The 20,582-nt window shown below is 55.2% G+C and carries 20 protein-coding genes; all 20 read left to right on the forward strand.

From position 1 onward, the window contains the following. Position 1 precedes the first annotated feature (1 nt). The 20 genes from pyrF (at position 2) to whiA (ending at position 20,434) form a co-directional block, all read left to right on the forward strand. Entirely contained in the window at positions 2 to 826 is an 825-nt protein-coding gene (gene pyrF / locus ATK06_RS08640) for an orotidine-5'-phosphate decarboxylase (RefSeq protein ID WP_048381587.1), read from the forward strand. Positions 827 to 1,103: 277 nt separating this feature from the next. Next, positions 1,104 to 1,427, forward strand: a complete 324-nt coding sequence (gene mihF / locus ATK06_RS08645) for an integration host factor, actinobacterial type (RefSeq protein WP_048381589.1) — start codon at positions 1,104 to 1,106, stop codon at positions 1,425 to 1,427. A gap of 2 nt (positions 1,428 to 1,429) precedes the next feature. Beyond that, a complete protein-coding gene (gene gmk, locus ATK06_RS08650) occupies positions 1,430 to 2,002 on the forward strand; it encodes a guanylate kinase (protein WP_048381591.1) in 573 nt (190 codons plus the stop codon). A 65-nt stretch (positions 2,003 to 2,067) separates the two neighbouring features. Beyond that, positions 2,068 to 2,358, forward strand: a complete 291-nt coding sequence (gene rpoZ / locus ATK06_RS08655) for a DNA-directed RNA polymerase subunit omega (protein ID WP_048381593.1) — start codon at positions 2,068 to 2,070, stop codon at positions 2,356 to 2,358. A gap of 134 nt (positions 2,359 to 2,492) precedes the next feature. Then, positions 2,493 to 3,716, forward strand: coding sequence for a bifunctional phosphopantothenoylcysteine decarboxylase/phosphopantothenate--cysteine ligase CoaBC (gene coaBC, locus ATK06_RS08660; protein WP_098389198.1), 1,224 nt, complete (start codon positions 2,493 to 2,495; stop codon positions 3,714 to 3,716). 149 nt (positions 3,717 to 3,865) lie between these two features. After that, positions 3,866 to 5,095, forward strand: a complete 1,230-nt coding sequence (gene metK, locus ATK06_RS08665; RefSeq protein WP_048381597.1) for a methionine adenosyltransferase — start codon at positions 3,866 to 3,868, stop codon at positions 5,093 to 5,095. A gap of 37 nt (positions 5,096 to 5,132) precedes the next feature. Next, positions 5,133 to 7,160, forward strand: a complete 2,028-nt coding sequence (locus tag ATK06_RS08670) for a primosomal protein N' (protein WP_048381601.1) — start codon at positions 5,133 to 5,135, stop codon at positions 7,158 to 7,160. Positions 7,161 to 7,253: 93 nt separating this feature from the next. Then, the gene (gene def, locus ATK06_RS08675; RefSeq protein ID WP_048381602.1) at positions 7,254 to 7,763 is read left to right on the forward strand and encodes a peptide deformylase; all 510 of its coding nucleotides are present in this window, start codon (positions 7,254 to 7,256) and stop codon (positions 7,761 to 7,763) included. Between the two features lie 96 nt (positions 7,764 to 7,859). Beyond that, a complete protein-coding gene (fmt, locus tag ATK06_RS08680) occupies positions 7,860 to 8,816 on the forward strand; it encodes a methionyl-tRNA formyltransferase (protein ID WP_048381603.1) in 957 nt (318 codons plus the stop codon). Beyond that, the gene (locus ATK06_RS08685) at positions 8,813 to 10,345 is read left to right on the forward strand and encodes an RsmB/NOP family class I SAM-dependent RNA methyltransferase (protein WP_048381604.1); all 1,533 of its coding nucleotides are present in this window, start codon (positions 8,813 to 8,815) and stop codon (positions 10,343 to 10,345) included. The genes fmt and ATK06_RS08685 overlap by 4 nt, the downstream gene beginning before the upstream one ends. A 56-nt stretch (positions 10,346 to 10,401) precedes the next feature. Beyond that, on the forward strand, positions 10,402 to 11,100 hold the full coding sequence (gene rpe / locus ATK06_RS08690) for a ribulose-phosphate 3-epimerase (RefSeq protein WP_048381607.1): 699 nt from the start codon (positions 10,402 to 10,404) through the stop codon (positions 11,098 to 11,100). Between the two features lie 6 nt (positions 11,101 to 11,106). After that, the gene (gene ribD / locus ATK06_RS08695) at positions 11,107 to 12,114 is read left to right on the forward strand and encodes a bifunctional diaminohydroxyphosphoribosylaminopyrimidine deaminase/5-amino-6-(5-phosphoribosylamino)uracil reductase RibD (protein WP_048381612.1); all 1,008 of its coding nucleotides are present in this window, start codon (positions 11,107 to 11,109) and stop codon (positions 12,112 to 12,114) included. Between the two features lie 20 nt (positions 12,115 to 12,134). Beyond that, positions 12,135 to 12,728: a riboflavin synthase gene (locus ATK06_RS08700; RefSeq protein WP_048381615.1), complete on the forward strand. Its 594-nt coding sequence runs from the start codon at positions 12,135 to 12,137 to the stop codon at positions 12,726 to 12,728. Between the two features lie 53 nt (positions 12,729 to 12,781). Further along, positions 12,782 to 14,104, forward strand: coding sequence for a bifunctional 3,4-dihydroxy-2-butanone-4-phosphate synthase/GTP cyclohydrolase II (locus ATK06_RS08705; protein WP_048381617.1), 1,323 nt, complete (start codon positions 12,782 to 12,784; stop codon positions 14,102 to 14,104). Between the two features lie 103 nt (positions 14,105 to 14,207). Then, a complete protein-coding gene (gene ribH / locus ATK06_RS08710; RefSeq protein WP_048381618.1) occupies positions 14,208 to 14,690 on the forward strand; it encodes a 6,7-dimethyl-8-ribityllumazine synthase in 483 nt (160 codons plus the stop codon). Between the two features lie 161 nt (positions 14,691 to 14,851). Further along, positions 14,852 to 15,385, forward strand: coding sequence for a PH domain-containing protein (locus tag ATK06_RS08715; protein WP_098389199.1), 534 nt, complete (start codon positions 14,852 to 14,854; stop codon positions 15,383 to 15,385). Positions 15,386 to 15,388: 3 nt separating this feature from the next. After that, complete coding sequence (gene uvrC, locus ATK06_RS08720) at positions 15,389 to 17,476, forward strand: excinuclease ABC subunit UvrC (RefSeq protein WP_098389200.1); 2,088 nt, start codon at positions 15,389 to 15,391, stop codon at positions 17,474 to 17,476. A 49-nt stretch (positions 17,477 to 17,525) separates the two neighbouring features. Next, positions 17,526 to 18,407, forward strand: coding sequence for an RNase adapter RapZ (rapZ, locus tag ATK06_RS08725; protein ID WP_231913507.1), 882 nt, complete (start codon positions 17,526 to 17,528; stop codon positions 18,405 to 18,407). A 20-nt stretch (positions 18,408 to 18,427) separates the two neighbouring features. Then, positions 18,428 to 19,396 (forward strand): gluconeogenesis factor YvcK family protein, encoded by a 969-nt coding sequence (locus ATK06_RS08730; protein WP_098389202.1) that lies wholly within the window; start codon positions 18,428 to 18,430, stop codon positions 19,394 to 19,396. Between the two features lie 48 nt (positions 19,397 to 19,444). Continuing rightward, complete coding sequence (whiA, locus tag ATK06_RS08735) at positions 19,445 to 20,434, forward strand: DNA-binding protein WhiA (RefSeq protein ID WP_048381624.1); 990 nt, start codon at positions 19,445 to 19,447, stop codon at positions 20,432 to 20,434. Positions 20,435 to 20,582 lie beyond the last annotated feature (148 nt).

Here is a 20,582-nt window from a genome sequence, read left to right on the forward strand (position 1 = left end):
CGTGAACTTTAGCCAGAGATTAGCTGAGGCAACATCACGTCGCGGCCGTCTCTGCGTCGGAATTGACCCCCACGTTTCACTTCTTGAAGCGTGGGGGCTTCCCACGAACGCAGAAGGTGTTGCACGTTTCACTGAAATCTGTGTCGAAGCTTTTGCTGAGGTTGCCGTCGTAAAGCCGCAAATCGCGTTTTATGAACCTTATGGCGCCCGGGGCTTCAGCATCCTCGAAGACGCTATCAAAGAGCTCCGTTCACAGGGGGTGCTTGTCATCGCGGACGCAAAACGTGGAGACATCGGCTCCACAATGGCCGGTTACGCGCGAGCCTGGCTTGGGCACGGTTCTCCTTTGGAATCAGATGCAGTAACAGTGTCTCCATACCTAGGGGTCGGAGCTTTGCAACCTGCATTTGATGTTGCAGAAGAAAACGGAAAAGGCGTTTACGTTCTTGCTGCCACCTCGAACCCTGAGGCAATCGCGCTGCAGGGCGCACGCTTCGCCGCTGAAACCAGCGTGGCCCAGCATGTCGTTGATACCGTAGCGGAGATAAATGCTTCTTCTCATGCCGAGACCGTCGGTGGAAACCTTGGCATCGTATTGGGTGCCACGGTTGCGAATCCACCGTCTATCTCGCGTCTGCATGGGCCGATATTGTTGCCTGGTGTGGGTGCGCAAGGTGCAACAATGCGCGACATTGACCGACTATGTGGGGAAGATAATCCACTCGCTCTACCTTCGGTTTCCCGCGGAATATTGAAGGCAGGGCCTTCAGTGCACGCTCTCAAGCAGGCCATCGCTGATTTCGTGGATGATTCTGTTTCGCGTTAACTAGTAAGATCGCTGCCGACCTGCTAATTTAAGTTGGACGGCAGTGTCCTGCGGCAGAATCCTGAGGCGCAAATCCTCGGGAAATACCTGAAAACAGCCCCCTGGGGCGTTGATAGTTTTACCTGCAGTGATACACTGTTACACCATGGTGTACAGCGGTTAGCCAGCCTTACGGGTTGGTTGAGGCTGCACTGCGTTAGCCGTGTTTACCCCTACCATCGATTCGGGGTAGCATGGCTCAAGATAACCCAAACAATTACTGAACTGGAGGAACCCCGTGGCCCTTCCCAAGTTGACCGATGAGCAGCGCAAGGCCGCCCTTGCCAAGGCAGCGGAAGCCCGCAAGGCACGTGCCGAGCTGAAGGAAAAGCTGAAGCGCGGCGACATCACCCTCAAAGAGGTACTGGACCAGGTTCCAGATAACGAGATCATTGGTAAGACCAAGGTTTCCGCACTTCTTGAGGCTCTGCCTAAGGTAGGCAAGGTCAAGGCTAAGGAAATCATGGACGAGCTGGAGATTGCTCCAACCCGTCGTCTGCGTGGTCTGGGCGACCGCCAGCGTCGTGCACTGCTCGAGCGCTTCGGTTTCTCCGAGGATTAATAGTGCCAGGCGATACGAAACAAGCCCGGCTAGTAGTTTTGGCCGGGCCTTCTGCCGTGGGTAAATCCACGATCGTGCATCGCCTTCGGTCGGAACTGGAAGATCTTTATTTTTCAGTTTCCATGACCACTCGATCTCCTCGACCTGGCGAGGTCGACGGAGTTGATTACTTCTTTGTCACCCCAGAACTGTTTCAAGATCGCATCGACCGCGGAGAAATGCTCGAGTGGGCGGACATCCACGGTGGCCTACAACGCTCGGGTACCCCCGCCGAACCAGTGGAGCACGCGCGCTCCGAGGGGCGGCCAGTCCTGGTCGAGGTCGACCTGGAAGGTGCCCGCAATGTTAAACGGGCCATCCCAGATGCAATCACCGTGTTTCTAGCGCCTCCGTCATGGGAAATCCTCGTGGAGCGCCTTACAGGGCGGGGCACAGAACCTGAAGATGTAATCAAACGTCGTTTGGATACCGCAAGCCACGAACTCGCGGCGAAGGATGAGTTCGACCGCATCGTGGTCAACAACGATATCGACGTGGCAGTAGCCGAACTGCGCGACATTCTCAGCGGCGATTAAACACACTAGGTCATGAACCTGTATACTCATGGCCTTATCTACTTTCTTTTGACGAAAAGGTGAATGTGACAAACGTGAGCAACGAAACGGAGAAGAAGCAACCAGTATTCGATCCGCCGGTTGGTATTACCGACCCTCCGATTGACTCTTTGCTGGAAAAGGTTTCCTCGAAGTATGCTCTGGCAATTTTCGCTGCGAAGCGTGCACGCCAGATCAACAGCTACTACCAGCAGGCAGACGAAGGCGTATTTGAATTCGTCGGCCCCCTGGTCACCCCTGAACCTGGTGAAAAGCCACTGTCGATTGCTCTTCGTGAAATTGACGCTAACCTTTTGGATCACCAAGAAGGTCGCTAGAGCGTAAATGCTGTATACCCCGTACCCACGCAAGTGGAGTGCGGGGTTTCTGCGTACACTAGTCCGCAACTTAATTTCACGCATGCGACTCTATGTGTGTAATCACTCCACTTACACGAGGAGAATAGTAAATCATGAACATCGTCGTCGGTGTAGCTGGCGGAATCGCCGCGTATAAGGCTTGCCACCTCATTCGGCTTTTCACAGAAGCCGGAAACACCGTCAAAGTTGTACCAACTGACAGTGCTTTGAATTTTGTCGGCGCAGCAACCTTCGAAGCGTTGTCTGGGCAACCGGTCGACACTGGTGTTTTTTCCAAAGTAGATCAAGTGCAACACGTCCGGGTAGGACAAGACGCCGATGGAATCGTGATTGCGCCGGCAACCGCTGACCTTTTGGCGCGATTAGCAGCAGGCCGTGCAGACGATCTTCTCGCAGCTACGGTGTTGGTTGCGACATGCCCTGTGATCATCGCTCCGGCTATGCATACTGAGATGTGGAATAATCCGGCCACTGTAGCCAACGTCGCCACGTTAAGGAGCCGGGGATACATCGTTCTCGATCCGGCGCACGGGAGGCTAACGGGTAAGGACTCGGGAGCAGGACGCCTGCCTGAGCCCTCGCAAATTTACAATTTGGCGCAGACTGTCCTGTCTGGTCGGAAATGGAAACGGTCACTGGCAGGAAAAAAGGTCCTCATAACGGCCGGAGGCACCAGGGAGGCTATCGACCCAGTCCGTTACATTGGCAACCACTCTTCTGGCAAACAGGGTTGGGCTTTGGCTGAAATCGCTGCGCAAATGGGAGCTTCCGTTGATGTCGTCGCGGGAGCGACCGAGACTATGCCGAACCCCATTGGTGCACGCATTCATCGCGTCGACAGTACTGATGCGATGCTTTCTGCCGTCAAAGACCTCCGTGGAGATGCGGACCTTATTGTGATGGCTGCAGCAGTCGCAGATTTTAAACCTCGCACACTTTCGGACTCGAAGATGAAGAAGGGCAGTGAGTCGGAGGCGGGATTAACAGAGATACAGCTCACAGAGAATCCCGATATTTTGCGTGACACAGTTCAGGCGCGTGATAGAGGGTGTCTTAAAGATGAAACCGTAATAGTCGGATTCGCTGCGGAAACTGGCGACGCCCAATGTAGCGCTCTAGAGTACGCACGACAGAAATTGCAGCGGAAGGGGTGTGAATACCTGATGTGCAATGAAGTTGGCTCGAATAAAACATTTGGGGCTGACGACAACGCAGGCTGGTTGTTGCATGCCGACGGTCAGGAAACCGTTATTAACCGCGGTACAAAGTATTCCGTAGCCGCAGATATCTTGGCTATTATTGCCGGCGCATCGTAAGTATTTTTCCTGGCTATGAATTTTTTCATAGCTAGAGTGTTCTTCTTCCAAGCAGAGTGCTACGATATAGCGGTTAGTAGACAGCTTGGTCTAAGTTGTCTTTAGTGAATTTGGGCATTTCCTTAACCTCGATTGAAAGAAGAACGTCTGTGACTGTGGATACTCCCGCTCTTCGACTGTTTACCAGTGAGTCCGTGACCGAAGGACATCCGGATAAGATCTGTGATGCCATTTCGGACACAATTCTTGATGCATTGCTTACCGAAGATCCTCACGCGCGCGTGGCTGTGGAAACTTTGGTTACTACTGGCCAAGTGCACGTGGTCGGTGAAGTTTCGACCACTGGTTACGTTGAGATTCCAGCACTTGTCCGCCGAACGTTGACTGAAATCGGCTTTACTAGCTCCGCGGTGGGCTTCGACGGCACCACCTGTGGCGTTAATATTGCAATCGGAGAACAGTCGCCGGAGATTGGGAGTGGCGTGACCACCTCACATGAAGTGCGTTCCGGTTCGGAGGCGGATGAAAACAACCAAGCAGGAGCCGGCGACCAGGGCCTCATGTTTGGTTACGCGTCGAACGAGACTGATGAGTACATGCCTCTCCCGATTGCCTTGGCCCATCGTCTGGCTCGCCGTCTGACTGAGGTGCGTAAGCAAGGAATCGTTGATCATCTGCGTCCAGACGGTAAAACTCAGGTTACGTTTGCTTATGACGACGCAGGTAAGCCCGTATATATCGACACAATCGTTATTTCCACCCAACATGACCCACAGGTCGATGCTGCGTGGTTGGAACCGCGTCTGCGCGAGCATGTTATCGATTGGGTTCTAGCAGAATCAGGGTGGGGGAAGTTCGTAAGCGATGACCTTACTTTGTTGGTCAACCCTTCGGGCTCGTTTGTCCTTGGCGGCCCGATGGGTGATGCGGGTCTGACGGGGCGCAAGATTATCGTCGACACGTACGGTGGTATGGCCCGGCATGGTGGCGGCGCCTTCTCAGGCAAAGACCCGAGCAAGGTTGACCGTTCTGGCGCGTACGCGATGCGTTGGGTGGCTAAAAATATCGTCGCAGCGGGCCTTGCTGATCGTGCCGAGGTACAGGTGGCCTACGCTATTGGTCGTGCCGAACCGGTTGGCCTTTATGTCGAAACCTTTGGTACTGCGCACCACGGGCTGACGGACGCGCAAATTCAGGCCGCGGTTTCTGCGGTCGTTGATCTGCGGCCGGCAGCTATCATTCGCGAACTCGATTTGCTGCGGCCTATCTATGCGCAGACTGCAGCGTATGGTCACTTCGGTCGCCCCGATTTGGATTTGCCGTGGGAGCGCACGGACATCGTCGACAAGCTCCAAGCAGCAGCAGGCATTTCTAGCTAGTAGCAAACTTCAACAGACGGCCGTAAGATTAGGGCCTATGGCAGCCCCTCGAACCCCCGCAACGCATCTCCCTGTTGCGCGGGTTCTTCCGCTATTAGGGCTCGTTCACTTGGATAAGTTGTTCGACTACCAGGTTGCGGAAGCTGATTCCGAAGCAATGCAACCTGGCGTGCGCGTACGGCTTCGCTTTGGGGGCAGGCTTGTCGATGGGTTGGTCTACGATCGTGTGGCTAGTGCTGAGCACGAGGGCAAGCTGCGATATGTAGATAGAGTAATATCCCCTGAGCCTGTGCTCACACCCGTCTTGAAAGAAATCATTGAGCGTGTAGCGCAACGCTATGGAGCCACGCGGTCAGACATCCTTCGCGCGGCGATTCCGCCTCGGCATGCGGGGGCAGAGAAGTCAGATTTTTCTCAGCGTTGGCAGGATCTGGGTAAGCGCGAGGCACCGGATCTTTCTGCATGGTCATCGTATGTCTACGGTGAATCGTTTGTGGATCATGTATTGGGTGGGGGCAGTGGTCGGGCCGCGTGGCAGATCGCTCCAGGCGATAATTGGGCGGAAGCGTTAGCCGCGCTCGCTGTCGCCGTGGCAAGCGATGGTGGTGGTGCGCTTATCGTGGTGCCAGACGCTAAGCGTGTTGCCCAAGTGGAGAAGGCTCTGCGGGTATGGGTTTCCGCAGCGCAAGTTACCGTCTTGGGCTCGGATCTCGGACCGCAGGCTCGGTATAGGCGCTATCTTTCGATTCTTCACGGGCAGGGGAAGATTGTCGTCGGCACGCGCTCTGCTGCGTATGCGCCCGTCCAAGATCTCCGTTTGGCCGTCGTGATGTTCGACGGAGACGACAACCTCACCGACCCGCGAGCGCCGTACGTCCATGCCCGGGAGGTTATCACTACGCGGGCTGTGGTCGAGGGGTGTGCGGTGATTATCGGCGGCTATGCCCGTACGGCAGAAACACAGTTGCTCGTTGAGGAAGGTTGGGCACACGATCTCGTCGCGTCGCGGGATACCGTTCGCACACGCTTGCCGTGGATTCAAGCTGTTGCTGATACTGACTTCGCTCTACAGCGTGACCCTAACGCGGGCGGTATGAGGCTTCCTGGTGTTGCGTTTCAGGCTGTACGCGAGGCACTTGCAGCAGATAAACCTGTGCTGGTGCATACCCCACGGAAAGGCTATATCCCGACGCTCGCGTGTGGTTCCTGCAGGACCCCGGCTCGGTGTCGATCCTGCAATGGGCCGTTAGAATTACCTCAGTCGCAGCAGGAACAGCCGGGGGTGCTGCCGACGTGCCGGTGGTGCGGGCGTCCGGATACTCATTTTCGCTGCATGGCGTGTGGTTCAGATTCCCTACGCGCGGTTGTGTTGGGCAGTGAACGCACTGCTGAAGAGCTAGGTCGAGCGTTCGCCGGGGTGCCCGTGATTGTCTCCGGTGGCAGCATGGTCAAGGACTCAGTTCCACAGAAGGGCGCGCTTGTGGTAGCTACTCCTGGCGCAGAGCCGCTTATCGACGACGGCGATTACGGAGCCGCACTCATCCTTGATACCTGGGCGCTTTTAGGCCGTCAGGATTTGCGTGCTACGGAGGATACACTGGCGCGGTGGATGGATGTGGCAACGTTGGTGGGCAGCCACAGAGAAGGCGGACGAGTGATTGTGGCGGCTGAGCCTGATTTGGCTGTTGTTCAGGAATTTCTCCGTTGGGATCCGGTCGGGGCTGCACGTCGTGAACTCGCCCAACGTGAAGAAGTAGGTTTTCCACCTGCCGTGCACATGGCAGCGGTCGACGGGGCTGCGCGTGCGGTAGAGGATGTTATTGAACATATCGAGCTACCTGAAGGCGCCGATGTGCTGGGTCCAGTCGATCTACCGCCAGGTATAAAGCTTCCTGGCGAATACGACGAAGCAAAATACGGCCCGCCACAGAGGGTGCTTATCCGCGTAGCCCGAGGACCGCGTTCTCAGCTTGGTTCCGCGTTGAAAGCTGCGGCCTCGGCACGGATTGCACGCAAGGAAGATTTGCCGTTGCGCATTCAAATCGATCCGATGAATGTGGGCTAGGCGGTCCTTTGATTTTGTGGCCCCGGAGCAGGTGGGCGTCGAGAAGCAACCAAGAACTCGGCCGATGCTGTGAATGGATGAGAAAGAGGGAATATGGCTGTACGAGAATTGAAGATGTTCGGGGCAGTGGAGCTGACCACTGCGGCGTCGCCGGTGAAGATGTGGGATAGCCGCTTGCACACGCTGGTTGAAGACATGTTTGACACCATGTATGCGCGCGGTGGAGTTGGCTTAGCAGGAAATCAGATTGGTGTCCTGCAACGACTATTCGTCTACGACACCCGACGGCGTGGGAACGGCCTGCGCGGAGTCTTAATTAACCCCACCTGGGAACCTCTGAGCGAGGAGGTCCAGCACGGAGCAGAGGGCTGTCTTTCTATCCCGGGAATTTCGCTGAACACACCCCGCTATCAATTGATCCAAGCGTCGGGCTTCGATCAATATGGTAGGAAGCAGACCATCGTGGCCTCAGGGCTTCTGGCTCGGTGCATTCAGCACGAAAGCGATCACTTAGACGGTACTTTGTTCCTCGATCGGGTATCCCGTGATCAGAAACGCGAAGCCATAGCAACGCTTCGAAGCACGCATCCAGAACTTTTCTAGGTCCGCGTGCGAGAAATGACGCAACAGGGCTGCCGTGTAAAGTTAAATCGTTGAAGATTACGTCGAGTAATTCACGCTGCGCTGAGGGAGGAATGTGTGAAACTAGTCTTTGCCGGTACACCTGAACCTGCGGTTGTCGCTTTGGAGGCATTGATCGCATCGGACCACGAGGTCGTTGCAGTCCTCACCCGCCCTCCTGCACGGCGCGGGCGCGGGCGTACCTTGCACGATTCCCCGGTCGCAGAGTGCGCTAAAAAGCATGGCATACCAGTGCATACTCCGAATTCACTGAAGCCGGACACGGAAGATGGAGCTGCTATTGCTCAGCTTCTCAACGATCTTGCACCCGATGCCATCCCCGTAGTTGCCTATGGGAACCTTATCCCGGCAAGCTTGCTTGACATTGCCCCGCACGGTTGGATCAACCTTCACTTCTCGCTGCTCCCACGCTGGCGTGGTGCTGCGCCAGTGCAGTGGGCTATCCACGAAGGGGACCCCGAGACAGGGGCGATGACTTTCCGCATTGAGGAAGGCTTGGATACCGGTGACGTCGTCGGAACAATCACCGAGGAAATTCTTCCTACTGACACAGCCGATCACCTGCTCACACGTTTGGCCTACAAGGGCGCAGACCTCCTCGTGGACAGCCTAAGCAGCTTAGAAGATGGCAGTGCTACGTTAACGCCGCAAGAAGGCGAAGCCACATATGCATCAAAAATAACGGTTGCAGACGCTGCCATATCGTGGTCGGATCCTGCAGAAACAATCGATCGACACATTCGCGCTTTTACTCCCGCGCCCGGTGCTTGGACAACCTGGGACGGAAATCGGGTGAAGGTTGGTCCGCTGGATCCGTCTTCTGTGGTTGAACCCAATCAGCAGATCCCTGATCTGCAGCCTGGAGAGGTGTTCATCGCAAAGAATTTCGTCGCAGTGGGCACTGGGACCCATCCGGTTATCTTGGATCGCATTCAGCCTCCTGGGAAGAAAATGATGGAGGCTGCAGCGTGGGCGCGCGGCCTTCACGATAATACTGAGGTGGTATTCCAATGAGCTCTTTATCTTCTGGTGGTGGCTTCCGGTCTCGGTCGAAAAGGCAGGGGAGTGCATCGGCACGGCCGCAACGTCCACGCCCTACATCTGGGAAGGCGCCGCAAAAAACTCAGAATAGTCCGCGCCGTGAACACCACCGCAGCCGTGAGAGCACTGCTCCGCATGCTGGGCAAAGAAGCCAGGACGCACGCTGGAGTTTCACAGGGATTGATGCTGCACGCGAGGTAGCCTTCACGACGCTAGTAAAAGTGCGCGAAAATGATGCCTACGCCAACCTCATCCTTCCAAAGGCACTGCGCCAGCGTGGTATCACTGGACGTGACGCGGCATTTGCAACAGAGATTACGTACGGTACATTACGTACTCTTGGTGTACTCGATGCAGTGATCGGTGAATGTTCATCACGTCCCTTGGAACGCATAGTTCCTGAGGTGCTCGACGCGCTGCGGTTGGGGACCTACCAGTTGATGTACACCCGTGTGGAACCACACGCAGCTGTCGATACATCAGTGCGCCTTGTCGAAGCTACGGGCAATATCAAAGCAAAAGGGTTCGCCAACGGCATCCTTCGAACCATTTCGCGTTCAACGCCGGAGCAGTGGCTAGAGCGGCTGACTCCGCAAGGCGAAATTGCAGCAGCAGCATTTAAGCATGCTCATCCTGAGTGGATCGCCCGGTCATTCTCACGTTCCGTCGGTGTGGGCGAATTATCTGCCGCGCTAGACGCTGATTCCCAGCGTCCGATTGTGCACTTGGTTGCTCGTCCGGGAGAGATTAGTGCCGAGGAGCTCGCACTTATCACTGGCGGCGAGGAGGGTTCCTATTCTCCATACGCGGTGTACCTGGAATCCGGTAATCCTGCGGATATTGAGCCCGTAGCCCAAGGTCTGGCGGGTGTCCAAGATGAAGGGTCGCAGCTGATAGCGCGAGCACTCGCTGAGGTCCCAGTAGACGATGACCGCGGCAAATGGCTCGATTTATGTGCCGGCCCCGGCGGGAAGGCGGCGCTGGTCGGAAGTTTGGCGCGTATCGACGGCGCCCACGTCGACGCTGTCGAAGTTTCTGCTCATCGCGCGCAACTGGTTGAGAAGGCAGTTGCTGGGTTGCCGGTGACCACCCACGTAGCCGATGGCCGCAAACCCGATGTAGGCACAGACTTCGATCGCGTGCTCGTTGATGCGCCCTGTTCTGGGTTAGGTGCTTTGCGACGTCGCCCTGAGGCACGTTGGCGTAAGAAAGAAAGCGATATCGCGGAGCTCGTGGTGCTGCAGAAAGAACTCCTGGAGTCCGCTATTGCGCTCGCACGCCCTGGCGGTGTCATCGTATATTCCACGTGTTCACCTGACCTGCGTGAAACCCGCGAGGTCGTCGATTGGGCTATCTCGGAGTTGGGCGTCGTTGAAGAGGATGCCCACCCCTATGTGGCGCCGATGGACAACGTGGGACAGGAAAAATCTGTGCAGATGTGGCCGCACCGGCATGGCACTGATGCGATGTTCTTCGCAGTGCTGCGTAAGCCCATGAAATAGGTTGTTGTCTTGACAGGCGGGTGCCTCCCGCCAGTGTGGTGAAGTAGTGTAGTGGCATGACCTCTACAACTTTCTTGCGTCCACTTCCCGCAGCCGTTCCCGTGATAGCCCCGTCTATCTTGTCGGCCGATTTCGGTAATCTGATTGAATCAATTAAGACGATTCCCGATGCGCCCTGGCTGCACGTCGACATTATGGACGGGCATTTTGTTCCCAACCTTTCTTTCGGCCCTGACATTGCACGGACGGTATACGACAACATCGACATTCCCCTCGATTTCCACTTGATGATCGAGGAACCTGAGAAGTGGATCGAACGCTATGTTGATGCTGGTGCGGCAAGTATCACGTTCCATGTTGAAGCGACGGAGAATCCTGTCGCAGTTGCTAAAAAGCTGCACGAACTGGGCTGCAGGGCTTCATTTTCTATCAAGCCAGGCACTCCAATAGAACCATATTTGAAGGACCTCGAGCACTTTGACATGGTGCTGGTTATGTCCGTGGAACCAGGCTTTGGCGGGCAATCCTTCATGCCTGAGGTCCTAGATAAGGTACGTACTCTCAGGGATGAAATTGATCAGCGCGGTCTAGACACCCTGATCGAAATTGACGGTGGCATTAGTTTGAAGACGATTGCGCAAGCTGCAGAGGCCGGAGTAGATGTATTCGTCGCTGGCTCAGCGGTATTCGGTGCCGAGGACCCCAATGCGATGATCGGTGAACTCGCTTCGGCAGCTGCAGCTGCTCGAAAGTAATAAGCAGTGCACTATCAAGAAGCTGAAGCCGCGTCATACTTGGCTCTGGCCAGTGAAGCAGCGAGCAAAGTCCGTGGCACAACGAGCCCGAATCCGCCTGTAGGTGCAGTCATAGTTGATAGGCATGGTCGCGTTGCGGGGGTTGGGGCGACGCAACCGCCCGGTGGCCCGCATGCGGAGATTGAGGCGTTGCGTCAAGCTGGTAGTCGCGCCGAAGGTGGATCTGCGTTCGTCACCTTAGAGCCGTGCAACCATCAAGGGCGAACTGGTCCATGTTCAGAGGCATTGCTTCAAGCTGGGATTGAGGAAGTTTACTTTGCCAACGCTGATCCTAACGCGGAGGCTTCTGGTGGCGGAGAATTCTTGCGCCAGCACCACATTGCAGTTGTGCATGTCGACGCCCTAACTCCCGAATTAGTTCCGTGGCTGACGGCGTTGAAACATGGGCGCCCGTGCGTAACCCTGAAGTTCGCGCAATCGTTAGATGGCTTCGTAGCCGCCCCCGACGGAACATCGCAGTGGATTACTGGACGGACTGCGCGAGAATACGTTCACGCCGATAGACAGCACCGCGATGCGATCATCATCGGAACAGGTACCGCTTTGGCAGACAATCCGTCCTTAACCGCCCGATTCCCAGATGGTACTCTCCGTGAGAACCAACCACGTGCAGTGGTTATCGGGAGGCGTCCGATTAAAGCTGCTTGCCCAAACTTGGTTACTCGTGGGTATTCGCAATACCCAGATTTAGAGACTGCATTGTCCACGTTATGGCAGGAAGGATGTCGTGACGTCCTCATCGAAGGCGGGCCGACTTTGGCAGGTGCAGCCCTCCGCGCAGGCGTTGTGGACAAGGTGCAGGCGTATGTAGCACCTTGTATCTTGGGTGAAGGAAAACCCGTTATTGCGGGGCCGGGTGCGAGCACGCTAGCCGACGCTACCCGAGGCGCTCACACGACCACCACCCAACTTGGCGCGGATGTACTTATCGAGTTTTCTTTATCCGCTTCGTAACGTTTTAGAAGGTTCCCATCATGTTTACTGGTCTTATTGAAGAAATTGGTACTGTTCGGGCCATTGAATCACTTGGAGATTCGCTGCGCCTACGAATTAGCGCACAGCGCGTGCTTGAGGGCACCGGCCACGGCGATTCGATTAGTGTCAATGGAGTTTGTCTCACGGTAGTGGATCAAGGAAACGATTGGTGGGCTGCCGATGTAATGCAAGAAACACTGAACCGTTCGTCGTTAGCAACTATCACCGAGGGCGCCAAAGTTAATTTAGAACGTGCAGTGGCCGTGGGCGACAGGCTCGGCGGGCACATCGTCCAAGGACACGTCGACGCGACTGTGGCCCTAATTTCACGTACGGAATCGGATCATTGGGTGGTGCTGCGTTTCGAACTGCCTCCGGCATTAGGCAAGTATGTGGTGGAAAAGGGGTCCATTGCCCTCAACGGCACGTCGCTCACAGTATCCGCAGCTAGCTCAGATTATTTCGAGGTTTCGCTCATCCCCGAAACACTCAAAGCAACGACGCACGGCGAGCTCACGGTAGGGGATATCGTCAACGTGGAAGTAGATATGATCGCCAAATATGTGGAGAAGATGGTAGCTCCGCTGACTTAGCGTGGTTGCCCCCACAGGGTCTCTCACTACCTGCGGTGATAGGCCGGCTCACCATGCCGGTCGGCCTTCGGGCTAAAGTTGTCGATGTGACTGAGAACAAATCTGGCTCTGAATACACTGAATCCGCTGTACGGCTAGACAGCGTCGACGAAGCTATCGCCGAGATCGCTGCCGGACGTGCGGTGGTGGTTGTTGATAATGAGGACCGCGAGAACGAAGGCGACCTCATCTTCGCGGCGGAAAAAGCGACGCCAGAGCTGATGGCCTTCATGGTTCGATATTCCTCGGGCTACATCTGCGCGCCAGTGACGAACGCAATCGCAGACCGCCTCGGTCTTCCGCCCATGGTGGCTGCGAATGAAGACGCCCGTGGTACTGCCTATACCGTCACCGTTGACGCAAATACCGGCACCACCGGCATTTCTGCCACCAGCCGTGCTGAAACAGTCCGCCGTCTGGCTAACCCAGACTCAGTCCCTTCTGATTTCACTCGCCCAGGCCACGTAGTCCCGTTACGTGCACGGGAAGGCGGTGTGCTGGTCCGCGATGGGCATACTGAGGCCTCTATTGACTTAGCACGAGCGGCAGGGCTGTATCCAGCTGGAGTCTTATGTGAAATCGTCTCTGAAGATGACCCAACCGACATGGCACGTGCGCCTGAATTGCGCCGATTTGCCGACGAACATGGGCTTAAGATGATTTCCATCGCTCAGCTAATTGATTGGCGACGTCACCATGAAACCTACATTCACGAGGTAGTCACTACGAAGCTCCCGACCCAGCACGGTACGTTCACTATGCATGGTTTCACCAACACCGTGACTGGACAAGAACATGTCGCTTTATCTATGGGACTAGACACAGATACTGGCCACGACGAATCGATAATGGTGCGTATGCACTCCGAATGTCTTACTGGCGACGTATTTGGGTCCCATCGATGTGACTGCGGCCAACAGCTCGACCGCGCGCTGGAAATGATTGCGAAACAGGGTGTCGGCGTTGTTGTCTACTTGCGTGGTCACGAAGGGCGCGGGATCGGCCTGATTGAAAAACTTCGTGCGTATAAGCTACAAGATGAAGGCATGGATACAGTCGATGCCAACCTCAAACTTGAGCAGCCTGTCGACGCTCGCGAGTTTGACTCCGGTGCACAGATCTTAAAGCTGTTGGGTGTGTCACGCATCAATTTGTTGACTAACAATCCAGACAAAGCGAACGTCCTACGCAGCCACGGTCTCGACGTTGCAGAGCGAACCTCCATCCCCGTGGATGTCTACGCGGAGAATGAGCGTTACCTGCGAACAAAGCGTGATCGAATGGGCCATCACGTGCCTGCACTTGCCGAATGGGACCAAGCACACTCCCAGTCCTGACGTCCGTTGAAGCCGCAGGCGGTTTGCTTTCGGCCGTGGCATAGTGGACGTGTGATTGAGAATGAACCTGCAGTCGGACAACTAGAGACAGGGGAGCACAATAATGGCTAAAGAAGGCTTGCCAGCAATTTCAGAGGTTGATGCACGAGGCCTGAAAGTAGCAGTGATTAGCGCGACGTGGAATGAAAAGATCTGCGATCGTTTGCATCAGCACGCAGTCGAAGCCGGCATTCGCTGTGGCGCAGAAGTGAGTGAATACCGTGTGATCGGCGCTCTAGAATTACCCGTCGCAGTGCAAGCGGCAGCCAAGACCCACGATGCCGTTGTCGCAAACGGATGCGTTATTAAGGGCGGCACTCCGCACTTTGACTACGTGTGTGATTCTGTGACGGCAGGCTTAACCCGCGTAGCCCTCGATGAGGGTGTCCCCGTAGGCAACGGTGTTCTGACAACATTTACGGAAGAACAAGCCATTGAACGGTCCGGCGTTGAAGGTGCTGCAGAAGACAAAGGTGCGGAAGCCATGATCGCGGCACTCCACACCGCCGTAACTTTACGTCGGATCGTCTCAGACGCGAAGCAGTAATCGCGACCTCACACGCATGAAACTGCCGGCGTCGTCGATAGGCATGCACCCGCCACGACGTTAGCTTTCTGGAATCATGCGGGACCTCTGTACACTGAGAACCTGACGTTGACGTCGAACCCGACCTCTAATGGAGCTGGTTCGACAGATGAAGGAAGAGCATGTCTGAACAGCACAAACAGAATCGCGAGTTGTCTACCCAAGAGCGGGCAACCTACAACGCACTCGACCCCTTTGCGGCAACCACGTCGCGGCCGTGGGACTTGGAGGTGACGTCGCCAACCATGCGGCGCATAGCAATCGTTTGGGTTGTCATCGTCATGGCTGTTCACATTTTCATGGCGTTGGTCGTTGGTGTGGGATACACCGGTGCAGCGGTCACGACCATAGATAAATGGGCGTTCATCGGTGTCGGCATCGTGATTTCAGTGGTGTGCTACATCGGGCTGTCACGCCCGCGAGTCCGTGCTAATGCCGATGGGGTAGAAGTGCGTAACTTTATTGGCACCCGTTTCTACTCCTGGGCAGTGATTTACGGCCTCTCTTTCCCGAAGGGCTCGCGCATGGCACGCCTCGAACTACCCGATTTTGAATTTGTCCCGCTGTGGGCATTCCAGGCAGCAGACCGCAGCACCATTGTGCAGAAGGTCGATGCGTTCCGGCGGCTCGAAGCACAATACATGCCTAAGGATTAGCCTGTGGCAGACCCCGCAACGTATCGGCCGGCTCCTGGCACTATCCCTACGGATCCCGGTGTCTACAAATTCCGTGACGAGAACAAGCGCGTCATCTACGTCGGTAAAGCAAAAAACCTCCGTTCCCGTTTGAATTCCTACTTCCAGGACATCACTGCTTTGCATCCTCGGACTAGGCAAATGGTGCTTACTGGTGCATCTGTGGAATGGACTGTCGTAGCCAGCGAAGTTGAAGCACTCCAGTTGGAATACACCTGGATTAAGCAGTTCGACCCTCGCTTCAACGTCATGTACCGGGACGATAAAACGTACCCGATGCTTGCTGTATCCGTGCGAGAACGCTTCCCCCGCGCATTCTTCTACCGCGGACCACGTCGTAAAGGCGTACGCTACTTCGGGCCCTTTTCGCATGCATGGGCGGTACGGGAGACGCTCGACTTGCTCACTCGAATCTTCCCAATTCGCACATGCTCACAGGGCGTTTTCAATCGCCACGAACAACTAGGTCGCCCGTGCTTGTTGGGCTACATTGACAAATGCGCTGCTCCTTGCGTTGGTCGGGTGTCGGAAGAAGAACATCGCAAGATTGCCGACGGCTTCATGGCTTTCATGAACGGCCATACCGACCCAGTACGGAAGAAAATTAAAGCCGACATGCTGGCTGCTTCCGAGCAACTAGATTTTGAACGTGCTGCACGTCTACGAGACGATCTTGGCGCAATCGACAAGCTCATGGAGCAGCAAACAGTAGTGCTTGGCGACGGCACCGATGCCGACATTATCGCGTTTGCGACCGATGAACTCGAGGCAGCTGCGCAGATGTTCCACGTTCGAGACGGACGAGTAAAAGGCCAGCGCGGTTGGGTCGTGGAAAAGTCCGGCGACCAAGCCTCGACAGAAACCTTCGAAGAGGGACAACCTGATCCGGCATTGCCGGCGCTGATGCAAAACTTCTTGGTCCAGTTCTATGGCGATGCAATCGCGCGTTTCGAACAAGAAGAGCTGGAAGACGCACGCTCCATTCGACGTCGCGGAGTGGATCAACTTTCCCACGACGGCCAGCTGAGCAGCAAACCTCGCAAGACGCAGGTAATCCCGCGCCAGATTCTGGTGGAGGCGCTCCCGGAAGACACTGAACAAACCCAAGCCGTTTTGGAAGAATTACGTGGCGGCCCGGTGGAAATTCGGGTTCCTCAACGAGGCGACAAGCGAGCCTTGTGCGAAACGGTACACCGCAATGCGCAGGAGGCCTTGAGGCAGCATAAACTCAAACGCGTCGGGGACCTTACTGCGCGTTCAGCTGCGTTAAACGATATCCAAGAAGCTCTCGGGATGGAATCGGCACCATTGCGTATCGAATGTACCGACATCTCTCACCTTCAAGGTACAGACGTCGTTGCGTCGCTGGTTGTGTTTGAAGATGGTCTGCCCAAGAAGTCTGATTACCGCCGCTACCGCATCAAAGACGCTGCTGGGGATGGCCATAGCGATGACGTAGCTTCCATCGCAGAAATAACTCGGCGTCGCTTCATCCGCCACAACAAAGACAAACTCGCAGTTCCAGAAGCTGAAGAATTCGACGGCTCAACCTTTGAAGATGAGTTAGAAGCGGCAGTGGAAGAAATGGCCACCTCCCCAAACAAATTTGCCTATCCGCCACAACTCTTTATTGTCGATGGCGGTGCGCCGCAGGTCAACGCCGCCCAAGAGGTTTTTGAAGAGCTTGGCATAACGGATGTAACTCTTATCGGGTTGGCTAAGCGTCTTGAAGAGATGTGGTTGCCAGGCGAGGAAGACCCGGTCATTCTGCCACGCCAGTCCCAAGGTTTATATCTCCTGCAACAAATCCGAGACGAGGCTCACCGGTTTGCTATCACATATCATCGGCAGCAGCGATCCAAGAGGATGCGCCGCTCTGAGCTTGACGACATCCCAGGATTAGGGCCAGTTCGGCGTACCGATCTGGTGAAGCATTTCGGATCGTTGAAGAAACTCAAGACTGCGTCTGTTGAAGAGATTCAACAGGTTAAGGGCTTTGGGCCCAATTTGGCGGAGCAAGTATACGAAGCGTTGCATCCTGCAGAAAATTAGTTTTTGCGCCCCAACGCGTTCGTAGAAGTTCCGGGCTAGAATGGCGCCCATGAATCAATCTGTGCATCTGGAAGCGCCTCCACTCCTCATAACGGGACTGTCCGGCGCCGGTTTAAGTACCGCTGCTCGAGTGTTCGAAGATCGCGATTGGTATGTCGCGCAGAATCTCCCCGCAGCTCTCATCGTGGATTTCTTCTCGATGTGTGCTGACGCCCATTCTCCAGTAACGAGGGCCGCTGTGGTGACAGATGTACGATCACGGGTCTTTGGGGGAAATTTGGCTTCGACAGTTGAGACGTTACGCGCCAAAGAATTAAGTCCTGACGTGCTCTTTTTGGATGCACAGACTGAAATTCTTATTAGCCGCTTTGACTCTGTCCGCCGGACGCATCCTCTCCAAGGACAAGATTCTCTGAGCGTTGGTATTGAACGTGAACGTGAGCTGTTAGCACCTATCAAAGAAGCGGCAGATGTAGTTATCGATACAAGCGAACTGTCGGTCCATGATCTCCGCCGCAGAATTGAGGAGAGTTTCGGCGAGCGAGTATTAGCCAAACCACATGTGACGATTCAGTCCTTCGGTTTCAAGCACGGTTCTCCGCGCGATTCGGATATCACAGTCGATGTTCGATTCCTGCCTAATCCATATTGGAAACAGGAGCTGCGTCCTTTCCGTGGTACCGACCGTCCTGTTGCAGATTATGTTCTTGGACAGCCTGAAGCTTCGGAATTCATCGAAAATTTCATTGCCATGTTTGATTCAATGCAGGCAGGGTACCGGCACGAGGGCAAAAATTTTGTCACCGTATCAATCGGCTGCACCGGCGGACACCACCGGTCAGTGGCAGTAGTAGAAGAAATTGCACGCCGTATTAGGCAGCGCGGTGACCTTGACGTCAGCGTCCATCACCGTGATATTTCCCGAAACTAGATTCTTAGAAAGCATAGTGCATGTCCGAGCACATTTCCCGTGATCGCCGTATCGTATCCCTAGGCGGTGGCCACGGGCTCTTCCAGACTTTAAGAGCAGCCCGTAGCGTCACGCGTTTGCCGATTACCGCCGTCGTCACTGTCGCCGACGACGGCGGATCGTCCGGTCGAATTCGCAAAGAACTTCACGGCATTCCACCCGGAGATTTACGCATGGCATTGGCCGCCTTATCCCAGGCAGGCGAAGGTGATACTGATTGGGAAAAAATTCTCCAGCACCGGTTTGGGGGACACGGTGCGCTAGCCGGACATGCGGTAGGTAATCTGCTCATCGCAGGCATAGCGGAATCTTTAGGCTCTATGCAAGAGGCTTTAGATATTGTCGCTGATTTGGCAGGTGCTCAAGGGCGTGTTCTACCAGTTTGTCTTAGTCCGCTGGATATCGAAGCAGAAGTTGCGGGCTTACACGATAACCCCCAGGTAATGTCTCATATACGTGGACAAGTAGCCGTCGCTTCAACTCCTGGTCAAGTACGTAGAGTGCAGCTATATCCAGCGCAACCGAAAGCGCATCCTGAGGCGCTCACGGCTATAGCTTCGGCCGACATTGTCACTTTGGGTCCGGGATCATGGTTTTCTTCGGTTATTCCGCATGTGTTGATACCAGAGATCTCACAGGGACTTTCGAACACGGACGCAACCACCGTAGTGTTCCTAAATCTTGCAGCAGAAGCGGGAGAAACCGCGGGATTCTCAACAGAACGACACATCCAAATGTTGGGACAGCACGCGCCTGATTTGCGGATGGATTTTGTAGTCGCAGATTCACATGAATTGCGTTCAAGTTCTGATCGTCGCAACGTAGAGCGCGCCGCATCGCAGCTCGGGGCGAGCGTAATCTTCGCTGATGTGCGAAAGAAAGACAGTAATGGTCATCTTTCCGAATTACATGATCCCCAAAAGGTGGCAGAAGTTCTGAAACAGCTGTGACCAGTAAGCTTGTTTTCTTTAAGTTACGTTGGATAGAAAGCTGAGATAATGTCTTTAACCCTCGACGTCGCCAGGGAATTGTGTGCCGTCCGCGCAACTAAGGCGGCTGAACAAAGCGCTGAATTAGCTTCGATGATTCGCTTCGGGGGAGTACTGGATGTGAGCCCCAACGTTGCAGGGGAAGCGCGGATTACGGTGAGGGTCCGCACCATCGAGGTGGCTGAACGCGTGGTAAATCTGATGACTCAAGTCTCGGAAAGTGCCCGGCCCGAGATTATCCCCATGCCCGCGCCAACGTCCCGTGGGGCGATGCGCTATGAGGTCGTTACAGAACACGGCGCACGAGACCTAATCCAAAAAACGGGTCTAATTACGCGTGGCGGCGACCTTGTCGTTGGCCTCCCTCGTACAATCGTTGCTGGACAGGTTCCAGTCCATGAGGCCGTCTGGCGTGGTGCGTTCTTCGTGGCAGGTCATATTACAGAGCCAGGAAGGGCTTCGTCTCTCGAAGTAACGGTGCCGTGTATGGAAGCTGGCTTAGCTCTTGCTGGGTGCGGTAGGAAGCTTGGAGCGGTGCCGAAAGTTAAAGAAAGCCGAACTGGTTGCCGAGTGATGGTACGAGATGGAGACGCCATTGGGGCTGTGCTAACCAGAATGGGAGCGCACGGCTCTCGACTGCGTTGGGACATGGAAAGATTGCAACGTGAGGCCTCGAGCAGTGCACGGCGATTAGATAACTTCGACGACGCCAATCTGCGGCGCTCGGCCCAAGCAGCTGCTGCGGCAGCGGCCCGGGCTCAAAGAGCTATGGAAATCTTGGGCGACGAGGTTCCAGAACATCTCGCTGAAGCAGGGAATCTGCGAGTAGCGCATCAGCAAGCGTCACTCGAAGAGTTGGGGCGTCTTGCGGAGCCCGCGCTTACCAAAGATGCGATCGCCGGACGTATTCGACGTTTACTTTCGATGGCTGATAAACGTGCAGCTGAGCTAGGAATACCGGACACCCAGAAGACAGAGCAGAATTCTGAAAGTGATTAATTAAGTTATCGCTCTTTCCTATTGTGGCATATCTCACATAGGCTGTCTTGTTGCGATGCCATCAAGCTAAAGTTCAAACAGGACTACCCCCGATGAGGGGTCATGAGCTACCTCAGCTGCGGGTTTAAACCTTGTTCGAATTCTTTCA

Origin of the sequence: Corynebacterium renale (assembly GCF_002563965.1) — a bacterium.
GTDB lineage: Bacteria > Actinomycetota > Actinomycetes > Mycobacteriales > Mycobacteriaceae > Corynebacterium > Corynebacterium renale.

Coding starts and splice junctions, on each gene's coding strand:
- coaBC (WP_098389198.1), top strand. CDS start 2,493: ATGAACATCGTCGTCGGTGTAGCTGGCGGAATCGCCGCGTATAAGGCT.
- ATK06_RS08685 (WP_048381604.1), top strand. CDS start 8,813: ATGAGCTCTTTATCTTCTGGTGGTGGCTTCCGGTCTCGGTCGAAAAGG.
- ATK06_RS08705 (WP_048381617.1), top strand. CDS start 12,782: ATGCCGGTCGGCCTTCGGGCTAAAGTTGTCGATGTGACTGAGAACAAA.
- def (WP_048381602.1), top strand. CDS start 7,254: ATGGCTGTACGAGAATTGAAGATGTTCGGGGCAGTGGAGCTGACCACT.
- whiA (WP_048381624.1), top strand. CDS start 19,445: ATGTCTTTAACCCTCGACGTCGCCAGGGAATTGTGTGCCGTCCGCGCA.
- ATK06_RS08715 (WP_098389199.1), top strand. CDS start 14,852: ATGTCTGAACAGCACAAACAGAATCGCGAGTTGTCTACCCAAGAGCGG.
- ribH (WP_048381618.1), top strand. CDS start 14,208: ATGGCTAAAGAAGGCTTGCCAGCAATTTCAGAGGTTGATGCACGAGGC.
- ATK06_RS08700 (WP_048381615.1), top strand. CDS start 12,135: ATGTTTACTGGTCTTATTGAAGAAATTGGTACTGTTCGGGCCATTGAA.
- rapZ (WP_231913507.1), top strand. CDS start 17,526: ATGAATCAATCTGTGCATCTGGAAGCGCCTCCACTCCTCATAACGGGA.
- rpe (WP_048381607.1), top strand. CDS start 10,402: ATGACCTCTACAACTTTCTTGCGTCCACTTCCCGCAGCCGTTCCCGTG.
- ATK06_RS08670 (WP_048381601.1), top strand. CDS start 5,133: ATGGCAGCCCCTCGAACCCCCGCAACGCATCTCCCTGTTGCGCGGGTT.
- ATK06_RS08730 (WP_098389202.1), top strand. CDS start 18,428: ATGTCCGAGCACATTTCCCGTGATCGCCGTATCGTATCCCTAGGCGGT.